At 77.4% G+C, this 17,689-nt stretch carries 16 protein-coding genes, 1 tRNA gene and 1 pseudogene; 13 read left to right on the top strand and 5 right to left on the bottom strand.

Annotated elements, in window-relative coordinates; translation table 11 throughout:
* Positions 1–24 precede the first annotated feature (24 nt).
* Positions 25–1,683: a PP2C family protein-serine/threonine phosphatase gene (locus AB2L27_RS17815; protein WP_370442836.1), complete on the bottom strand. Its 1,659-nt coding sequence runs from the start codon at positions 1,681–1,683 to the stop codon at positions 25–27.
* Positions 1,684–1,852: 169 nt separating this feature from the next.
* Here AB2L27_RS17815 and AB2L27_RS17810 point away from each other — a divergent pair, with 169 nt between their 5' ends.
* Together AB2L27_RS17810 and AB2L27_RS17805 are read left to right on the top strand one after the other, a co-directional pair.
* Complete coding sequence (locus AB2L27_RS17810; RefSeq protein WP_370442835.1) at positions 1,853–2,620, top strand: histidine phosphatase family protein; 768 nt, start codon at positions 1,853–1,855, stop codon at positions 2,618–2,620.
* A gap of 9 nt (positions 2,621–2,629) precedes the next feature.
* Positions 2,630–3,571, top strand: a complete 942-nt coding sequence (locus AB2L27_RS17805; protein ID WP_370442834.1) for an NAD(P)H-hydrate dehydratase — start codon at positions 2,630–2,632, stop codon at positions 3,569–3,571.
* Positions 3,572–3,581: 10 nt separating this feature from the next.
* On the opposite strand, the gene AB2L27_RS17800 is transcribed toward AB2L27_RS17805, so the two are convergent.
* A complete protein-coding gene (locus AB2L27_RS17800; RefSeq protein ID WP_370442833.1) occupies positions 3,582–4,007 on the bottom strand; it encodes a hypothetical protein in 426 nt (141 codons plus the stop codon).
* A gap of 263 nt (positions 4,008–4,270) precedes the next feature.
* Here AB2L27_RS17800 and AB2L27_RS17795 point away from each other — a divergent pair.
* From AB2L27_RS17795 to AB2L27_RS17780, 4 genes are all read left to right on the top strand, one after another.
* Positions 4,271–4,343, top strand: a tRNA-Arg gene (locus AB2L27_RS17795).
* Positions 4,344–4,396: 53 nt separating this feature from the next.
* Positions 4,397–5,101 carry a response regulator gene (locus AB2L27_RS17790; RefSeq protein WP_370442832.1) on the top strand — a complete coding sequence of 235 codons (705 nt, stop codon included), beginning with the start codon at positions 4,397–4,399 and terminating at the stop codon, positions 5,099–5,101.
* Between the two features lie 93 nt (positions 5,102–5,194).
* Positions 5,195–5,575: a hypothetical protein gene (locus AB2L27_RS17785; RefSeq protein WP_370442831.1), complete on the top strand. Its 381-nt coding sequence runs from the start codon at positions 5,195–5,197 to the stop codon at positions 5,573–5,575.
* A 140-nt stretch (positions 5,576–5,715) separates the two neighbouring features.
* Entirely contained in the window at positions 5,716–6,750 is a 1,035-nt protein-coding gene (locus AB2L27_RS17780; RefSeq protein WP_370442830.1) for a cell wall-binding repeat-containing protein, read from the top strand.
* An 18-nt stretch (positions 6,751–6,768) separates the two neighbouring features.
* Here AB2L27_RS17780 and AB2L27_RS17775 read toward each other — a convergent pair whose 3' ends face one another.
* From AB2L27_RS17775 to AB2L27_RS17765, 3 genes are read right to left on the bottom strand one after another with little or no spacing between them, the layout of a single operon-like run.
* Positions 6,769–8,574 (bottom strand): glycoside hydrolase family 15 protein, encoded by a 1,806-nt coding sequence (locus AB2L27_RS17775; protein WP_370442829.1) that lies wholly within the window; start codon positions 8,572–8,574, stop codon positions 6,769–6,771.
* A 20-nt stretch (positions 8,575–8,594) separates the two neighbouring features.
* Complete coding sequence (locus AB2L27_RS17770; RefSeq protein WP_370442828.1) at positions 8,595–8,933, bottom strand: hypothetical protein; 339 nt, start codon at positions 8,931–8,933, stop codon at positions 8,595–8,597.
* Entirely contained in the window at positions 8,930–9,940 is a 1,011-nt protein-coding gene (locus tag AB2L27_RS17765) for an SDR family oxidoreductase (protein WP_370442868.1), read from the bottom strand. Before AB2L27_RS17765 ends, AB2L27_RS17770 begins: the two co-directional genes overlap by 4 nt.
* Positions 9,941–10,101: 161 nt before the next feature.
* On the opposite strand from AB2L27_RS17765, the gene AB2L27_RS17760 reads away from it, so the two are divergent.
* From AB2L27_RS17760 to AB2L27_RS17730, 7 genes and pseudogenes are all read left to right on the top strand, one after another.
* Positions 10,102–11,328 carry a sensor histidine kinase gene (locus tag AB2L27_RS17760; RefSeq protein WP_370442827.1) on the top strand — a complete coding sequence of 409 codons (1,227 nt, stop codon included), beginning with the start codon at positions 10,102–10,104 and terminating at the stop codon, positions 11,326–11,328.
* Positions 11,316–11,963 (top strand): response regulator, encoded by a 648-nt coding sequence (locus AB2L27_RS17755; RefSeq protein WP_370442826.1) that lies wholly within the window; start codon positions 11,316–11,318, stop codon positions 11,961–11,963. The genes AB2L27_RS17760 and AB2L27_RS17755 overlap by 13 nt, the downstream gene beginning before the upstream one ends.
* A gap of 60 nt (positions 11,964–12,023) precedes the next feature.
* Positions 12,024–14,411 carry a hypothetical protein gene (locus AB2L27_RS17750; RefSeq protein WP_370442825.1) on the top strand — a complete coding sequence of 796 codons (2,388 nt, stop codon included), beginning with the start codon at positions 12,024–12,026 and terminating at the stop codon, positions 14,409–14,411.
* Between the two features lie 196 nt (positions 14,412–14,607).
* On the top strand, positions 14,608–15,909 hold the full coding sequence (locus AB2L27_RS17745; protein ID WP_370442824.1) for a methyl-accepting chemotaxis protein: 1,302 nt from the start codon (positions 14,608–14,610) through the stop codon (positions 15,907–15,909).
* Between the two features lie 106 nt (positions 15,910–16,015).
* Positions 16,016–16,312 (top strand): hypothetical protein, encoded by a 297-nt coding sequence (locus tag AB2L27_RS17740; protein ID WP_370442823.1) that lies wholly within the window; start codon positions 16,016–16,018, stop codon positions 16,310–16,312.
* A gap of 32 nt (positions 16,313–16,344) precedes the next feature.
* Positions 16,345–16,938 (top strand): annotated as a pseudogene (locus tag AB2L27_RS17735) (sodium:solute symporter family transporter); the annotation flags it as partial.
* A 126-nt stretch (positions 16,939–17,064) separates the two neighbouring features.
* The coding region (locus AB2L27_RS17730; protein WP_370442822.1) for a helix-turn-helix domain-containing protein at positions 17,065–17,689 on the top strand (625 nt) is incomplete at its 3' end.

Raw genomic sequence — 17,689 nt, 5'->3', positions numbered from 1 at the left:
AGGCGTCGTGCGCCGTGGATCGGGTCAGGCGCCCGGGTCCTGCGCGCCGTCGGCGGCCACCGGCGCCGAGGGCACGGTGGCGGTCCCCCGCGACAGGGCCACGAGGGTGACGTCGTCGCGGGCGCGGCCGCCGCTGAAGCGCCGCGCGACGTCGAGGGCCTCGTCCACGAGGGCCTGCGGCGTCAGCTCCGGCAGGCCCCCCAGGGCCTGCAGGACGCCCTCGATGCCCAGCTCGTCGGTGCTGCCCGTCGGCCGGGCCTCGGTGAGCCCGTCGGTGTAGACGACGAGCACCGACCCCGGCGCCAGCGAGGTCGTGGCGGTGTGCCAGCTGCCGGGGACGTCGAGGTGCAGCCAGGACAGCAGCGGCCCGGTGGCCTCCAGCTCCCCGACCACGCGCACGCTCCCGTCCTCCTCGCCCGCGCGCAGCACCACCGGCGCCGGGTGCCCCGCGTTGGCGTAGGAGACGGTGCCGGAGTCGGGGTCGACGACCACGACGACGCAGCTGGCGAACCGCTCGGCCTCGTCGGCGAAGACGCGGGCCGCCATCGCCAGGGCCAGGTCCGGTTCGGGCGCCAGGTTCAGGGCCGCCTCCAACAGCCGCTTGAGCTGGATGGCGACGATCCCCGCCCGCGCGCCGTGCCCGGACACGTCGGCCACCACGACGGCGAACCGTCCGTCGGCCAGGGGCAGGACGTCGTACCAGTCCCCCGCCAGCAGGCCCTCGGCCGGACGCAGCGCCGCCGCCGAGGACCAGCCCGGCACGACGGGCAGGTCGTGGGCGGTGAGCTGGTCGCGCACCTCGGCCACCAGGGGCTGGCCCTGCTTCAGGGCCTCCCGGGCCGAGACGGCGTCGGCCAGCTCGTCCAGGATGCGCCGGCGCATCGTCTCGGCCGAGGCCGCGACCGCCGCCAGCTCGGGGGGTCCGGGCAGCGAGACCGGGGTCTGCAGGTCCCCGCCCCCCACCCGCAGGAGCTGCTCGGACAGCGACCCCAGCGGGCGCAGGACCCACCGGCGGACCAGGTGCAGCACGGCGGGGACCAGGAGCAGGGCGATGCCGGCGACGACGAGCTGGACGTAGCGGAACCGGTCGCGCTGGTCCACCAGGGCGCCCCGCGTCCGGTCGTCGATCTCGCGGAGCCGTTCGTTGAGGGGCCCCAGGTCCAGGTAGACGGCCAGGAAGGCCTGCGCCGAGGGGTCGTCGAGGATCGAGTCGCTGAGCCCGACCTGGTCGAGGTCGGCCTTGAAGTCCGCCTGCCGGTCGGTGACGCTGCGCCAGTAGGCGGCGTCGTCCAGGACCCGGGTCAGCCGCTGGCGGACCTCCTCGTCCAGCCCGGGCCGGCCGACCGCCGTCACGAGCGGTCGCCGGACCTGCTCGTACCGCTCCATCGCCGCGGCGCGGGCCCGCTGCTCCCGCTGCAGCCGCTCGACGGTGGAGGCGGTGACGTAGAGCTGGTGGGTGGACTGGGCCTGGACCACGGCCCGGCCGAACTCGTCGATCTGCTCGGTCAGCTGCGAGCCGGTCCGTTCGGGCCGCTGCGTCGCGGGCGAGGAGGTCGACCAGGGCCGGCTGGCGATGAGCACGACGGTCAGGACGAGCACGATGGCCAGGAACGAGATGCCCATGACCGAGACGCGCCGCTGCAGCGTCGTGCGGGTCCAGAGCCGGCGCCAGGCGCTCCCCACCCCTCTCAGCTGCCCCACCCCCGCTCACCGGCGCCGGTGCGGATCACCGGTCGGTCCGCACACACCTTGTCATCCCGGTCCCACCGGGTCACCCTCCCCGTCCCACGCTCCCGGCGCCCAGATCGTTCCCGGCGGGCGCACAGGCGCAGGACGCGGTAGGGGTGGTGGGGTGAACGCCGCCCTCCCCCAGCCCACCGGTCTGGTCCTCGTCCGGCACGGGCAGTCGACGGGCAACCTCGCCGACGCCCACGCCCGCACGACGCACGCGGAGGTGGTCGACGTCGAGGAACGCGACGCCGACGTGCCGCTGTCCCCGCTGGGCCGGGCGCAGGCCTCGGCCGTCGCGCGCTGGTTGACCCGGGACCCGGCCGCGCCCCCCGTCCCGGACGTGCTGCTCGCCTCCCCGTACCTGCGCGCCCACGACACGGCGCGCGCGGTCGCGCGGGAGCTGCAGGCCGCCGGGCACGATGTGCGGCTGCGCACCGACGAGCGGCTGCGCGAGCGCGACCTGGGCTGGTGGGACGGGCTGACCGGGCGCGGGGTGCGCGCCCGCTTCCCCGAGGAGGCCGAGCGGCGGCGCCGGATCGGGAAGTTCTACTACCGCCCGCCGGGCGGTGAGAGCTGGTGCGACGTCGCCCTGCGCGTGCGGAGCCTGCTGGCGAGCGTGCGCGAGGAGCACGCCGGCCGGCAGGTGCTGCTGGTGTCCCACCAGGCGGTGGTGATGAACTTCCGGCTCGTCCTGGAGGACCTCGACGAGGAGTCGGTGCTGCGGCTGGACGCCGAGCAGCCGCTGGCCAACTGCTCGGTGACGGCCTACCGCGCCGACGGCGGCCACCTCGCGCTCGACCGCGCCGGCGACACCACCGCGGTGCGCGACGTGGAGGTCACCGACGACGCCGTGGACGACGAACCGCGTGACGTGCAGGCGCGCGGGTAGGGGCTGCACGTGAGATCCGACGACACCCGGCCCGACCGCCCCGACCACGACCCCGCCCAGGACGGTCCGCGGGACGCGGTCACCGTCACCTCCGCCGTCCTGCGCGAGTGGCCGCTGCCCCCACCGGGGACCGGCAAGGAGTCCCGGGGCCGCACGGTCGTCGTGGGCGGCAGCGTCCGGACGCCGGGGGCCGTGCTGCTGGCCGCGGAGTCCGCGCTGCGCTCGGGGGCGGGCAAGCTGCAGGTCGCGACGACGGCCGGCACGGCCACCGCCCTGGGGGTGGCGCTGCCGGAGGCGCTGGTGCTGGGGCTGCCGCAGACCCCCGGCGGGGGGATCGACCCGGTCTGCGCCGACGACGAGGAGCTGGTGGACCTGGTCGGCGGGGCGCACGCGGCGCTGCTGGGCGTGGGCGCGGTCGGCGAGCAGGACGTGCGCTCGCTGCTGGAGGCCGTCGTGCCGCGGCTGGACACCACGGTGGTGCTCGACGCCCTGGGCCTGGCCCCGGTCACGGCCGACGTGACGTTCCTGCACCACCTGCAGGGCCGGGCCGTGCTGACGCCGAACCTGTCCGAGCTGGCGATCGTGCTGGACGCCGACCCCGAGGAGATCGGGCAGGACGTGGGGTCGGCGGCGCGCGAGCTGGCCCGCCGCAGCCGGTGCACGGTGGCGGCCGGCGGCGGGGAGTCGTGGGTGGCGGCCCCCGACGGCCGGTGCTGGCGGGACGCCTCCGGCGGGGCCGGGCTGGGGGTCTCCGGTTCCGGGGACGTCCTGGCCGGGATCGTCACCGGTCTGTGCGCGCGCGGCGCAGACCCGACCCAGGCCGCCGTGTGGGGCGTGTACCTGCACGGCCGCGCCGGTGACCGCCTCGCCAGCACCGTGGGACGGCTGGGGTTCCTGGCCCGCGAGCTGCCGGGCCAGGTGCCCGGCGTGCTCGCCGAGATCGAGGTCTGAGGCCCCGGGCTCAGGACAGCAGCGCGGCGGCGGTGGGGACGACGTCGGCGGCCGGGACCTGCAGGCGCCAGCTCGTGGCCGAGCGGTTCGCGCAGGCGTCGGGGTCGCCCTCGGCGCCGGCCCACGTCTGCGGCTGGGCGGTGACCTTCCAGGCGTCCCCGCCCTGCTGGCGGGCGCGGGCGGCCAGGGCCGGGTCACCGGCGCGCGTGGCGGCGGAGGCGATGACGTCCACGGCGCGCCCCAGGGAGCGGGCGTCGTAGAAGGAGACGGTGCACCCGCCCTCGGAGACCTCCGTGGCCACGAGGATGCAGCCGGACTCCACGAGCGCGGTGTGCAGGGCCGCCACGGCGGCCTGCTCCCGCGGGGCTCGACGGGGGGCGGGACGCGCGGCGGGGACCCGGGCCTGGCCGGCCGGGCGGGCGGTGGTGACGGACATGCGGGAGTTCTCCTCGAGTGGCGGCGACTGCCGGGTGCCGGCGTCCCCGTCGACGTGAGTCCGACACCCGAGAAGGCCATCGGTCGGTGTTCTGTACGGCTTGAGTGTAGGCACCCGGACGGCCCCCTCCCGACCGCACCCCCGCCCCGTTCGCCTGCAGCGCAGCGATTCCGCGACGACAGCGTGTCGTAGTTCGGCGATGTCGGACGCCGCGCGGGCCGCCGGTGCGGGCCGCCCCCGCCGGGCCGGTACGCTGCCCACGGGCCCCCATAGCTCAGGGGATAGAGCATCGGTTTCCTAAACCGTGTGTCGCAGGTTCGAATCCTGCTGGGGGCACCTGCGAGCGCGGTGGGCGCGGCCGCCGGACGGCCGCCTGCGATGCTGACCGCGTGGAGGAGACCCGCGGCACCCGGTCCACCACCCCACCCGAGGCCCCGTCCGAGCCCGGTGTGCGCGTCCTCGTCGTCGACGACGAGCCCCTCGTCCGCTCGGGCCTGACGGCCGTCCTGTCCGCGGCCCCCGACCTGCACGTCGTGGCCGCCGTCGGGGGCGGGGGCGCGCTGGAGGCCGTGCACCGCCACCGGGTCGACGTGGTGCTGCTGGACCTGCGGATGCCCGACGTCGACGGCCTGACGGTGCTGGCGGGCCTGTCGCGGCTGCCGCGCCGCCCCGCGGTGGCGGTGCTGACGACGTTCCACGCCGACGACCAGGTCGCCGCGGCGCTGGCCGCCGGCGCCGACGGCTACCTGCTCAAGGACACCGACCCCGACCTGCTCGTGCGGCACGTGCGGGAGCTGGCGCGGGGGGCGGGGGTCCTGTCCCCCGGGGTCACCGCGGCGGTCGTGGCGGGGTTCGTGCGCTCGCGCGGGTCGGCCCCGGCGCGCCAGGCCCTGCGCCGGTTGAGCCCGCGCGAGCACGAGGTCCTCGTCCTGCTCACCGAGGGCGCCCCGAACGCCGAGATCGCCCGGCGGCTGTTCGTCTCGGTGCCCACGGTCAAGGAGCACGTCGGGACGGTCCTGGCCAAGCTGGGCGTCAGCAACCGGGTGCAGGCCGCCGTGCTGGCCGTGCGCGCCGGTCTCGCCGACGGGGCGTGACCCCTCCGCGTGACCCCTCCGCGTGACCCCTCCGCGTGACACCCCTGCCGAAGGAGGGGGCGCGCGGCACCGCGCCCCGAGGACCATGCCCGGGTGGAGGACCGGACCGGAGCGGTGAGGACGCGGGCAGCGGGCGGGGCGGGCGGGGCGGTGAGGCGGGCGGCGGGTCGCAGGCCCGGCTGGGACGTCGACCACCGCGTGGTCCTCGTGCAGCCGGACGGGAACCTCGCCGTGTGGTCCACCGGCGCCCGCACCCTGCTCCTGCGCGACGCGACCGACCAGCAGGTCGTCGAGCACCTCACCGCCCGCGCGCTGGCCGACGACGGCGGGACCGGGGACGCCGTGAGCGGGCGGCGTGCGCTGCGGGCGGCGCGCTGGGCCGTCGGCCGCGCCCGCCAGGGGCTGCAGCCCCGGGTGCAGCTGCCCCGCTGGGACGACGTCGCGGGCACGCCCGGTGAGCACCCCGGCGCGTGAGGGCGGGCGTGCGCCGGGGTGGCCGGTGTGCGCCGACCGGGTGAGTTCGGCGGCCTGGAAGGCGCCGGGGGCAACCATGTCCTAGTTTCACGACCGCGGCGGCGAGGACGCCCCCGTCACCTGCGACCAGAGGATCCACGATGCGCTTCACCCGACGCTCGACCCTGTCGGCCCTCGCCGCCACCGCCCTGCTGTCGACCGTGGGTGCCGGGGCCGCGCAGGCCGCCACCCCGGTGCCGAAGGTCGGCACGCCCTTCCCCTACGTCGGTCTCGTCCGCGCGGCCGGAGCCGACCGCTACGAGACGGCCGCCGTCGTCGCGCAGGGGTCGTTCCAGCCCTCGCAGGGGTCGGCGGTGTTCATCACCAGCGGTGAGGCCCCGGCCGACGCGCTGACCGCCGGGCCCGCGGCCGCCTCCCTGGACGCCCCGCTGCTGCTGACCCGCGCCGGGGACCTGCCGGAGGCCACGGCCGCCGAGCTGGCCCGCCTGAAGCCCGCGGCCGTCTACGTCGTCGGGGGCACCGACCGCGTCTCGGACGCGGTGCTGAGCGCGATCGGCACCGCCGCGACGGGGGCGACGGTCACGCGCATCGCCGGCGCCACCCGCTACGAGACGGCCGTCGACGTCGCCGAGCGGTTCTTCCCCACCCCCGAGGGCGTGGTCGTCACGCGCGGCGACACCTTCCCCGACGCCCTGTCCGGGGGTGCGGCCGCCGCCTCGGCCGGGGTACCGGTGATGATCACCGAACCGACCGCGGTCCCGGCCCCCGTGGCGCAGTGGATGTCCGAGCACACCTTCGCCTCCAGCCTCGTCGTGGGCAGCCCGGTGTCGGTGAGCGACCAGGTCGCCGCGGTCGTCGCCGGCCGCACGGGCGACCCGGCGCAGTCCACCCGCGTCGCCGGCGCCGACCGCTACGACACCTCCGCCGCCGTCGCGACCGCGGTCTTCCCCGACGCCGGCACCGTCTTCATCGCCACCGGCGACGACTTCCCCGACGCCCTCGCCGGGGTCCCGGCCGCCGCCGTCAACGGGGCGCCGGTGCTGCTGCTGCCCAAGGAGTGCTCGCCGGCCTCGGTCAACGAGTACGTCCTGGCCAACACGAACATCTCCGCGGAGGTGGTCCTGGGCGGCCTGACCTCGGTCACCCCCGAGTCGCTGCTGACCGCCTGCCCCTGACCCGCCGGGGGCGGCCGGTCACCGGGCCGGTCGCCCCGCCAGCAGGTCCGGCACCCGCACGCACGCCTCCAGGGCGAGGGCGTGCACGAACCCCTGGGGCAGGTTCCCGCGCAGCTGGTGCTGCTCGGGGTCGAACTCCTCGCTGAACAACTGCGGCGGCCCGGCCGCGGCGAGCGCCTTCTCCAGCCGCGACACGGCCCGGACCGGTTGCCCGAGCTGGGCCTCGGTCATCGCCGTCCAGTACGAGCACAGCAGGAAGGCCCCCTCGGCCTCCGGCAGCGGCCGGGCGTCGTGGCGGTACCGGAAGACGTAGCCGTCCAGGCTGAGCTCGGACTGCACGGCCGCCAGCGTGTCCAGCGTGCGCGGGTCCTCCAGGGGCACCGCACCGCGCAACCCCGCCAGCAGCAGTGCGGCGTCGACCCGCTCGTCGTCGGCGGCCCGCTGCCAGCGGCCGCTGGGGTGCAGGCCGGTGCGCGTCGCCTCGGCGAGCACCTGGTCGGCCAGCACGAGGACCGAGCTGTCCCGGTGCCGGGCCGGGGAAGCGGCCCGGGTGGCCGCCGCCCAGGCCCGCAGGCCCGCCACGGCGGCGAGCTTGCTGTGCGTCCACTGCCGCTCCTGCAGCTCCCAGACCCCCGCGTCCGGTTCCCGCCAGCGCTGGGCGATCGCGTCGACGGCGGCGCGGGCCGCGCGCTCGCCCTCCTCGTCGAGCCGGTCGCGGCGGGCGGCGGCCGCGAACACCTGCAGCGCCTCGCCGAAGGCGTCGAGCTGGAACTGCGTGCGGACCTGGTTGCCCGTGCCGGCGTCGGCGCCGGGGTACCCGGGCAGGTGCACGCGCCCGGGCCCGGGCACGGGGTCGCCGTCGGCGGTGTAGGCCGGGGCCAGGCGCGCGCCGTCCTGCAGGAGCCGCGCCGTGAGGAACCGGGTGGCGCTGTCGCCCAGCCGGTCGTCGCCGGCGGTGTAGGCGGCGAGGCCGGCGTAGCACTGGTCGCGCACCCACGCGTAGCGGTAGTCGTAGTCCTCGTGCCCGTCGAAGCGTTCGGGCAGGGACGTCGTGGCCGCGGCGACCATCGCCCCCGCCGCGCTGGTCAGGCCGTGCAGGACGGCCAGGCTGTGCCGGGCCTGCGACGGGGACCAGGCGTCCTGCAGCCGCGGGACGCGACCGGCCCACTCGACCTCGGTCTCCTGCCAGCGCACCTGGGCGGGCACCGCCGGGGCCCACCCGCGCGGATCGCCCGGTCCGACCTCCAGCACGAGGTCGTGCTCCTGCCCGGCCTCCAGCTCCACGGTGGTGCACAGCCCGCCGTGGTGGGTGCTGCGGACCGCCTGCGGCGCCCCCGTCCAGCGGACGCCCAGGTCACCGGTCCGCATGGTCCACGTCCCGTCCTCGGCCCGGTGCTCGGCGCGCACGCCGTCGCGGTCGAACCCGGCCCGCGGGTCGAGGTCGACGACGAGGCGGGCCCGGCCGCGCAGCACACCGATCCGGCGCAGGAGCACGACCCGCCCGGGGTCGGCGGGCAGCGCCAGGGCGTCGCGGCACTGCACGACGGCCCCGTCGTCGGTGACCCACCGGTTGCGCCAGACGAGGGTCCCCGGTTCGTAGTTCCCGCCCCACACGCAGCGCGCGGCCGGTGCGATCCGGTAGCGGCTGCGGCCTCCCAGCAGGGCCGAGAACACGGCCGGGTCCTCGAACCGCGGCGCGCACATCCACGCGACGTCGCCCTGCGGCCCGACGAGCGCCCCCCGCTCCCCGTCGGCCAGCAGCGCGTACTCGCGCAGGGTGTGGGCCATCGGACCGGGACGGGCGTCCTCCGGGGCGCTGCTCACCGGGTGGCTCACCGGGCGGCTCACCGGACCCGCCCCGCGCCGGCCCAGGACGCCGCGCCCCAGCCGAGGGCGAGGGCCGCGTCCACCAGGGCCACCCGGCGGCGGCCGGGGTCCCAGCCCGCGAGGGCGAGCATCGAGGCGCCGTGCGCGGCGTCGGCGACGGCCCCGGCCAGCAGGACCGGGCGGCACGGGAGGGCACCGGTGAGCGCGGCCTGCACGAGGTGGCGCACGCCGAGCACGCGGGCCACCGCGACGGCGCGGTCGTCGGCCCCCGCCGGGTCCAGGCGGCGCAGCAGGGGGCGCGGGACCGTCACCAGCGCGGTCCCCCACACCGCGCGGGCCAGGGCCGGGGACGTCACCGGCGGGTCCCGCGCGCCAGGAGGCCGGCGGTGAGCGCGGCGGCCCCCACGGCCACCCCCGTGAGCGCCCGGCGGTGCAGGAGCGCCCAGATCTGCGGGCTGGACCGCCACGAGCGGTCGTCGAACTCCCCGTGGGCCCCGTGGTCACCGGGCACCGCCTCCCACAGGTTCTCCCCGACCATCGTCGAGGCGTCCTGGTCGGTCTGCTGCCCGGAGATCCCCGACCGCGCCAGGTAGCGGTCCAGCAGGGGGGCGACGGTCCGGTTGCCCAGGATCGTCCCGATCGTGGACTCCCCGACCCAGGTGGTGCGCCGCGGCCGGTCCACGACCGAGGCGACGACGGCGGCGCAGGCCTCGGGCTGGTAGATGGGGGCCACGGGCTGGGGGTGCTTGGGCAGCGTCGTGCGCACCCACCCGAACTGCGTCGTGTTCATCCCCGGCATGTGGACCATCGAGACGTGCACGGAACTGCCCTGGTGCAGGAGCTCGGTGACGACGCTCTCGGTGAAACCCACCACCGCGTGCTTGGACCCGCAGTAGGCCGCCTGCAACGGGATCCCCCGGAAGGCCAGCGCGGAACCGATCTGCACGACCTGCCCCCGGTCGCGGGGGACCATGCGGCGCAACGCGGCCCGGGTCCCGTTGACGAAACCCAGGTAGGTCACGCGGGTGGCCCGTTCGAAGTCCTCCGGGGCCGTGGTGAGGAACGGGGCGAACACGCTCGTCATGGCGTCGTTGACCCACACCTCGACCGGGCCGAGGAGTTCCTCGACGCGGTCGGCGGCGGTCTCGACCTGCTCGTGCTCGGAGACGTCGCAGACGACCCCCACCGCGCGCCGGCCGGTGGCCGCGACGTCGCGCACCGCCCCGGCCAGGCCGTCGCGGCCGCGGGCCAGGACGGCCACGTCCCACCCGCGCTCGGCCAGGGTGCGCACGAGCGCCCGGCCCAGCCCGGCCGAGCCGCCCGTCACGACGGCCACCCCCCGCGACGACGGTGGCGCCTGCAGCGCGGTGAGGTCCTGGTCGGTCACGGGAGCCGGGTTCGTCGACACCCCGGCAGCGTGCCGCGGGTCGGGGTTCCCCGCAGGTCGAGGTTCCCCGCAGGTGGTTCCCCCCCGCGGGCGCCGGCCGCACCGGCACCGGCCCGGGCGTCGGTACGGTCGGCGCGATGACGACGGCGGCGGTGGGCGCGGGACCGGTGCGGGTGGTGCTCACCCGCGCGCGGGCGGGGTTCCTGGACCTCGGGCGGGGGTTGGGCACCGCGCTCACGGCGGCCCTGCTGACGGCCTGGCTGATCGTCGTGCTGGCCCTGCTGCCCGTGGGGGCCGGGGTGCTGCTGGCGCCGTCCGCGGTGCGCGAGGTCCGCCGGCTGGCCGAGGTCGAACGGGCCCGCACCGGGTCCCCCACCCTGGGCCCGGGACCGGACCGGCTGCGGGCGGCGGTGACGGACCGGTTGTGGCGCAGGGACCTGCGGTGGGTGCTGCCGCACGCCACCGCGGGCCTGGCGCTGGGGCTGCTGGGCACGCTGCTGCCCGTCTACGCGGTGCGCGACCTGTCGTTCCCGCTGTGGTGGTGGCTGGTCCCCGCCGGTGCGGACGCCTCGCCGTGGTGGTGGACCGTCCGGACCTGGCCGGACGCGCTGGCCGTCGCCGGCCTGGGCGCGGGGTGGGCGCTGCTGTCCCTGGCCGGGCTGCCCGTCCTGGCCCGCGCCCAGTCCGGGCTCAGCCGGGCCCTGCTGCACCCGCCGGCCGACGTCGACCTGTCGCTGCGGGTCGCCGAGCTCACCGCGACCCGCGCGGCGGCGCTGGACGCCCACGCCGCGGAACTGCGGCGCATCGAACGGTCCCTGCACGACGGCACCCAGAACCGCCTCGTCGGCGTGAACGTCCTGCTCGGGGCGGCGCGACGGGCCCTGGCCCGGAACCCCGCGGGGGTCGACGACCTGCTGGCCCGGGCCCAGACCGCCATCGAGGAGGCCCTGGCCGACCTGCGCGCGGTGGTGCGCTCGGTCCTGCCGCCGGTGCTGGAGCGCGGCCTGGCCGCCGCCGTGACGGGGCTGGCCGCCGACTGCCCGGTGCCCTGCCGCGTCGAGGTCGCCGTCGAGCCCCGCTGCCCCGCGTCGGTGGAGGCCACGGCCTACTTCGTCGTCGCCGAGGCCCTGACCAACGTGTCCCGGCACGCGCGGGCGCGGGCCGCGTCGGTGTCGCTGCACCGGCGGGCCGGCGTGCTGCACGTCGCGGTGGACGACGACGGCCGCGGCGGCGCCGAGCCGGGGGCCGGGACGGGGCTGGCGGGGGTGCGGCGCCGGGTCGAGGCCCTGGACGGGACGCTGGAGGTGACCAGCCCGCCGGGCGGGCCGACGAGGGTGGAGGTGCGGTTGCCGTGCGGATCGTGATCGGGGAGGACGACGCCCTGCTGCGCGAGGGCCTGGCCCTGCTGCTGGCCGCGGAGGGCCTGGACGTGGTGGCGACGGCGGTCGACACGGACGGACTGCTCACCGCCGTCGACGAGCACCGGCCCGACGTGGCGGTCGTGGACGTGCGGATGCCCCCCACCCACACCGACGAGGGGATCCGCGCCGCCGTGCGGGCCCGGCGCACCCACCCCGGCCTGGCCGTCCTCGTCCTGTCGGCCCACGTCGAGCAGGCGTTCGCCACCGACCTGCTGGCCGGGGGCGCCCGCGGCGTGGGGTACCTGCTGAAGGAGCGCGTGGGGCGCGTGGAGGAGTTCCTGGAGGCGCTGCACCGCGTCGCCGGCGGCGGCACGGCCGTGGACCCCGAGGTCGTCGCCCAGCTCCTGACCCGCACCGGGACCGACGCGGGCCTGGAGCGGCTGTCGGCCCGCGAGCGCGAGGTGCTGGGCCTCATGGCCGAGGGGCTGGGCAACTCCGCGATCGCGGCCCGGCTCGTGGTCAGCGACGGTGCCGTGCACAAGCACGTGCGCAGCATCTTCGCCAAGCTGGACCTGGCCCCCAGCGACGAGGCGGACCGCCGGGTGAGCGCGGTGCTGCGGTACCTGCGGGCGGCCTGAGAGCCGTTCCCGCGCGGCGGCCGACCGGTCCCGGCCCGGGGCACCCGGTAGCGTCGCCGGGTGAGCACCGCACCCCTGGACCCCGCCGGCGCTGACCACCGGGACCTCCTGGCCGTCCTGCGCGGAGCGCCCGCCGCGGCCGCGCCGGTGCCGCTCCCCCCGCCCCCCGCGAGCGTGTCCCTGCTGCCGGAGGCGGCGACCTCGCGCCACCAGCTCGTCGCCGACCTGGCCCTGGCCGGGGGGCCGGTCCTGGTGGACGTGGGTCCCGGCGCCCACGACGGTGCCCCCCACGGTGCCCCCGACGGTGCGCCCGAGGAGGGGCAGGTGCTGCTGGTGGGGCTGCTGGCGGCGCTGGCCGCCGCGGGCCGCTCGGTGCGGCTGGTGCCGGGTCCGGCGACCGCGGGGGCCCGCGCCGAGCTGACCCGGCTGGGCCTGGGCCACCTGCTGGCCGACGTCGCCGAGGACGCGAGCCGCCGCGGCGCGGGGCTGCCGGCCTCGGACCCGAACCGCTGGCTGACCCTGCTGCGCGACCTGGACGCCCGGCACCGCGCGTGGTTCACCCCCGGCGGGGCCGGGGCCGGGGCCGGGGCGAGCCGTTCGGAGCAGGTGGCCGGGCTGGCCGCGCTGCGCGCCGAGCACCTGCACCCGCCGCTGCTGCCGGTGGCCGCGACCTGGTCGGCCCAGGACCGGGCCCGTGTCGCCGCGCTCCTGGACCGGGCCCGCGCGGTGGGTGAGGAGCCGCTGCGGGGGGTGCCCGAGGAGCGCCTGGCCGCCGCGGCCGACGACCTCGACCGCCTCCCCGACGGGCTGGACCGGCTGGCGGCCCTCGTGCCGCGGCTGGCCTCCGAGACGGGCTGGCGGCCGCGGACGGTCTCGGAGCTGGCGGCGGGGCTGCCGGTGCTGACCCGCGTCGAGGACGCGCTGCGCACCTACGTCCCGGCCGCCCTGCGCACCGACCTGGACCAGACGGCGGCCGTGCTCGCCCGCCAGCCCCGGTCCCTGCTCTCGGCCGAGGAGCGCGAGCGGCGCCGGGAGCTGAAGCGGCTCGCCGCGCTGCGCCACGACGGGGCCTCCTTCGGGCCCGGCGACGTCGAGGCGCTGGGGGCGTTGCAGCGGGACTGGGCCGCGACCGTCGGCGGTGCCCCGGCCCCGGCCGCCTCGCGCGCGGACCTCGCCGACCTGCTGGACCCGGTGCGCCGCAGCCTGGTCGCGGTCGCCGACGTGGTGCCGGACGTCCCGGCCGACCCGGAGCTGGACCGGCTCGGGGACGTCGCCGGGCAGGTGCGCCGGGCCGCGCGCGCCGTCCGGGGGCGGCAGGACCGGGCGGCCGTGGAGGTCGAGGGGCTGGCCGACCTCGCCGCCGCCGTGCCCGCCGGGTCGGGCCCGGCGGACGTGGCGCGGCTGGTGGACGGGACGCACTGGCGGGCGGCCCTGGAGGCCGCCGACCCCGGTGGCGCCCCCGTCGCCCGCGTCGCCGAGGACTTCCGCCGGCTCGACGAGCAGCGCCGGGCCCGCGCGGTCCGGGAGCTGCAACTGGCCCTGTCCGGGGCGCGCGCCCGGCCGGTGCAGGTCGCGGGGCGGGAGCCGGGTGAGCAGACGGGTGAGCAGGCGGGTGAGCAGACGGGTGACGTCGACGTGCTCGTCGTCGAGGACGCCCACCGGCTCGCCGCCCCGGCCGTGGCCGAGCTCGCTGACCGGGCCGGTCAGCTCGTCCTGCTGGGGACCGGGGGCGGTGAGGACGGTTCGGCCTGGACCCGGGCCGCCGCCGTCCTGCCGGTGCTCGCCTTGCCCCTGCCCGTCCGGCCCTCGGCGGTGGCCGAGGCCGTGACCTCGGCCCTGACGGCTGCCGGCGTCGAGGTCGTCCCCGCCGGGACCCCCGGGGCCGCCGAGCTGGAGCTGCGCGAGGGCGGGGCCCGGTTGCTGCTGGGCCTGGAGGACGCGCTCGCGACCTGGCGGGTGCAGGACCGCGAGGTCGTGCGCCCGGCCCGGGCCCGCGCCACCGGGGTGCCGTACCGGCTGCTGCGGGTGGCGGACTGGTCCACCGACCCGCGCGCGGTGGCCCGCTCCCTGGCCGAGGAGGTCCGCGCGCTGGCCCCCGCGGTCGAGCAGGCCCCGGCCGCCGCGGCCCCGGCCGTCCCCGTGCCCGTGGAGTCCTTCCCGAAGGGCCTGGGCGCCGCCGAGGACGCCCAGCGGGCCGTCTCCGACTTCGTCACCGCCCTGGCCGGGGGGAACCCGAACATCGACCAGACCCCGCCCGCCACGATCGACGCCGCGGTCGCCCTCGCGTACGCCGACCTCGGGGTCACCGCCGCCGACGCCGCCGTCCTGGACGCGGCGATGGACCGGCTGGGCTACCGCCGCCGCGGCACCAAGGTGCTGCGCGCGTTCAAGGAGTCGGTGCAGCGCACCAAGAAGAAGATGCGCGGCGCCGGCGTCCGCGTGCCCTGACCCCGGGAGAGGCCGCCCGGTCGCGTGCCGGGACAGGGTGCACCGCGTCTGCCGCGTCCTGCTCGACGACGACCGGGACCACCGGGACCGCCGGGACCGCCGGGGCTGAGACGTTCAACCCCGGGCCCGGGCCGGCCGATGACTCCCGGGACGACCGGTGACCGCCGGCCGCGCGACCGACGGCGGGAGGGGCGGCGTGACCCCGCAGGACCGGCCGTCCCCCGCGCCCACCGCCCCGCGCCCCGTCCCGGCCGTCGCGGTCCGGCGCGGCCCGCTCACCCGCGCGTCCCTGGCGCTGGCCCCGGCGGCCGTGCTCACCGGCGCGCACGTCCTCACCGACGGCGGCTGGTCGAGCGCACTGGCCCTGGCCGCCGGCCTGGCGGTGCTGCCCGGCACGTGCGCCCTGGCGTGGTCGGCGGTGCGCGCCGAGCGCGCCGCGGCGGCCCTGCGCACCGCGCACGCGGAGCTGGCGGCGGCCGCGGCGCAGGCGGAGGCGGCCGCGGCCGAGCACCTGCAGGAGCAGGTCCGCGGCGCCTTCGTCCACGTGCAGTTCACCGAGCGGCAGTCCCGCGCGCGGGCGCAGGAGGTCGTCGACGACTCCAGCTCGGCCATCGTCGCGCGCCTGGGCGAGGTCGAGGACCAGGTCGCCGGCGTGCAGGCCTCGACGGCGGTCATCGACGACAAGGCGCTCGCCGCGACCGGGGCCACCCGCGAGATCCTCGCCCTGGCCGCGCAGGCCGACCGGGACGTCGCGGCGCTGGAGGGCTCGCTGCGGTCGGTGGGGTCGATGGCCACGGTCATCGCGCAGGTGGCGGGCCAGACGAAGCTGCTGGCGCTCAACGCGACGATCGAGGCGGCCCGGGCCGGGGCGGCCGGGGACGGCTTCCGGGTCGTGGCCGGTGAGGTGCAGGACCTCGCGGCGACCACGGCCGGGTCCACGCACGAGATCACGCAGACCGTCGCGGCCGTGCAGGCCGACGCCCGGGCCGTGCTGGCCGGTCTGCGCGCCGTGCAGGAGCGCATCGCCGGCATCGACGCGGCCGCGGAGGGGTTGCGCTCGGTGGCCGACACCCAGCGGGAGGCGCTCGTGTCGCTGCGGGGGTCGGTGACGGCGGCCGTCGAGGGCGCCCGCGGGATGGGTGACCTGGCCGCCACGATGGAGCGGCGCCGGGTCGACCGCTTCCCCTGCCGGCAGGCCGTCGTGCTGGGCGTGGAGGGTCAGGAGGAGCCGGCGACCGTGCTCGACCTGGGGCTGGGCGGGGCCCGGGTGGCCACGGGGACGACCCGCAGGGTGGGCGTCGGCACGCGCGTCGTCCTCCGCTGGCCCGACGGCGGCCGGAGCCTGGACCTGCCCGGCGCCGTGGCGCGGGCGGGCGGGTCCGCCGGTGCCTGGGAGCTGGGCGTGGTGTTCGACACGACGAGCTCGGCCGCCCCGCCGGCCCTGGTGGCGCTCGTGCAGCGCCTGCGCTCCACCGTCGCCTCGGCCCCCGCGCGCTGAGGCGCGGGGCCGGCCCCTCCCCCGTCCGGGGACCCCGGGTTTCCCGAAGGTGGTTGCCTCATGCAAGATTGTGCGGCCACAACCGTCGCTCGTCCCTGGAGATCCCGTGTCAGCACGACACCCCGACACCCCCGCGTCCGGCCGCACGGCCGACGTGCTGTTCGACATCCGCACGGTCATCGGCGGCCTGTTCGCCGTCTACGGCCTCGTCTGCCTCGTCTGGGGCCTGGTCTCCTTCACCGACGCCGACCGCGCCAAGACCGGGGGCGTCAACCTCAACCTGTGGACCGGCATCGGCATGCTGCTGCTGTCCGCCTTCTTCATCGGCTGGACACTGCTGCGCCCGCTGCACCCGGCCGAGAGCGCCGACCCCGCCGCCCCCGCGGACGGTGAGGACGCGTGACCGCCGCCGTGACCGCCGCCGTGTCCTCCGCCATGTCCTCCGCCACCACGGGCGCGCTGCGCATCGACGCCCACCTCGTCGACTACCTGCTCGTCGGGTTCTACTTCCTCATCGTCCTGGGCATCGGCCTCATCGCCCGGCGCAGCGTCTCCTCCAGCCTGGACTTCCTGCTCTCGGGCCGCAGCCTGCCCGCGTGGGTGACGGGGCTGGCCTTCGTCTCGGCGAACCTGGGCGCCACCGAACTGCTGGGCCAGGCCGCCAACGGCGCGCAGTTCGGCGAGCAGGCGTTCCACTACTACTGGATCGGCGCGATCCCGGCGATGGTGTTCCTCGCCCTGGTGATGATGCCGTTCTACTACGGCTCCAAGGTCCGGTCGGTGCCGGAGTTCCTCGGCCGCCGCTTCGACGCCAAGACCCAGCGGCTGCAGGGCCTGCTGTTCGCCATCGCCTCGGTCCTGCTGGCCGGGGTGAACCTCTACGCGATGGCCATCGTCGTCAACGCGCTGCTGGGCTGGCCGACGTGGCTGGCCATCGTCGTCGCCGGGGTGATCGTCCTGGCCTACACGTTCCTCGGCGGTCTGTCCGCCGCGATCTACAACGAGGTCCTGCAGTTTTTCGGGCTCTTGTGACGCATGTGTGAGGTCAGGTCGGCTGTTGCGACGCCTCTGAACAGCTGAGATGCAGGACGCACGCCGTCCTGGTGGCTACGGTCTTGAGTGTCGAGTTCATGATCGTTACCACGGGAGAACGGCGTGCGCGGGATCAGGATATGGGCTGAGCTGCTCGGCTTGAAGCAGGCCGTCGTCGAAGACGTCGACCTCGATGAGGAAGCCGGCGTCCTGGTCGTCTCGGCACGGGTCCCGAAGCGGGCCAAGGACCGGTGCGGGCGGTGCCGGCGGCGGTGTCGCCGCTTCGATGAGGGCCGCGGGCAGCGGCGGTGGCGGGCGCTGGACCTGGGGTCGATCCGCGCGTTCGTCCAAGCGCCCGCGCCGCGGGTCCGCTGTCGTGAGCATGGTGTGGTGGTCGCGGCGGTGCCGTGGGCTCGCCACGACGCCGGGCACACGTACGCCTTCGAGGAGCAGGTGGCGTGGTTGGCGGTGCACACCTCCCGATCGGCTGTGGCGCAGCTGATGCGGGTCGCGTGGCGCACGGTGGGGGTGATTGTGCAGCGGGTCGCGGCGGCGGGGATGGCCGGGGTGGACCGCTTCGCCGGGCTGCGCCGGATCGGGGTCGATGAGATCTCCTACAAGCGCGGGCACAAGTACCTTACGGTGGTGGTCGATCACGACACCAAGCGGTTGGTGTGGGCGGGGCCGGGGCGGGACAAGGAGACGTTGGCCGGGTTCTTCGATCAGCTCGGGGACGAGCGGTCGGCGT

The organism is Kineococcus halophytocola, from assembly GCF_041276425.1.
Classification (GTDB): Bacteria; Actinomycetota; Actinomycetes; order Actinomycetales; family Kineococcaceae; genus Kineococcus; species Kineococcus halophytocola.
Note: the sequence above shows the minus strand (reverse complement) of the source record. Positions and strands in the feature narration are given on the sequence as shown.

Coding starts and splice junctions, on each gene's coding strand:
- AB2L27_RS17800 (WP_370442833.1), bottom strand. CDS start 4,007: ATGTCCGTCACCACCGCCCGCCCGGCCGGCCAGGCCCGGGTCCCCGCC.
- AB2L27_RS17760 (WP_370442827.1), top strand. CDS start 10,102: ATGACGACGGCGGCGGTGGGCGCGGGACCGGTGCGGGTGGTGCTCACC.
- AB2L27_RS17780 (WP_370442830.1), top strand. CDS start 5,716: ATGCGCTTCACCCGACGCTCGACCCTGTCGGCCCTCGCCGCCACCGCC.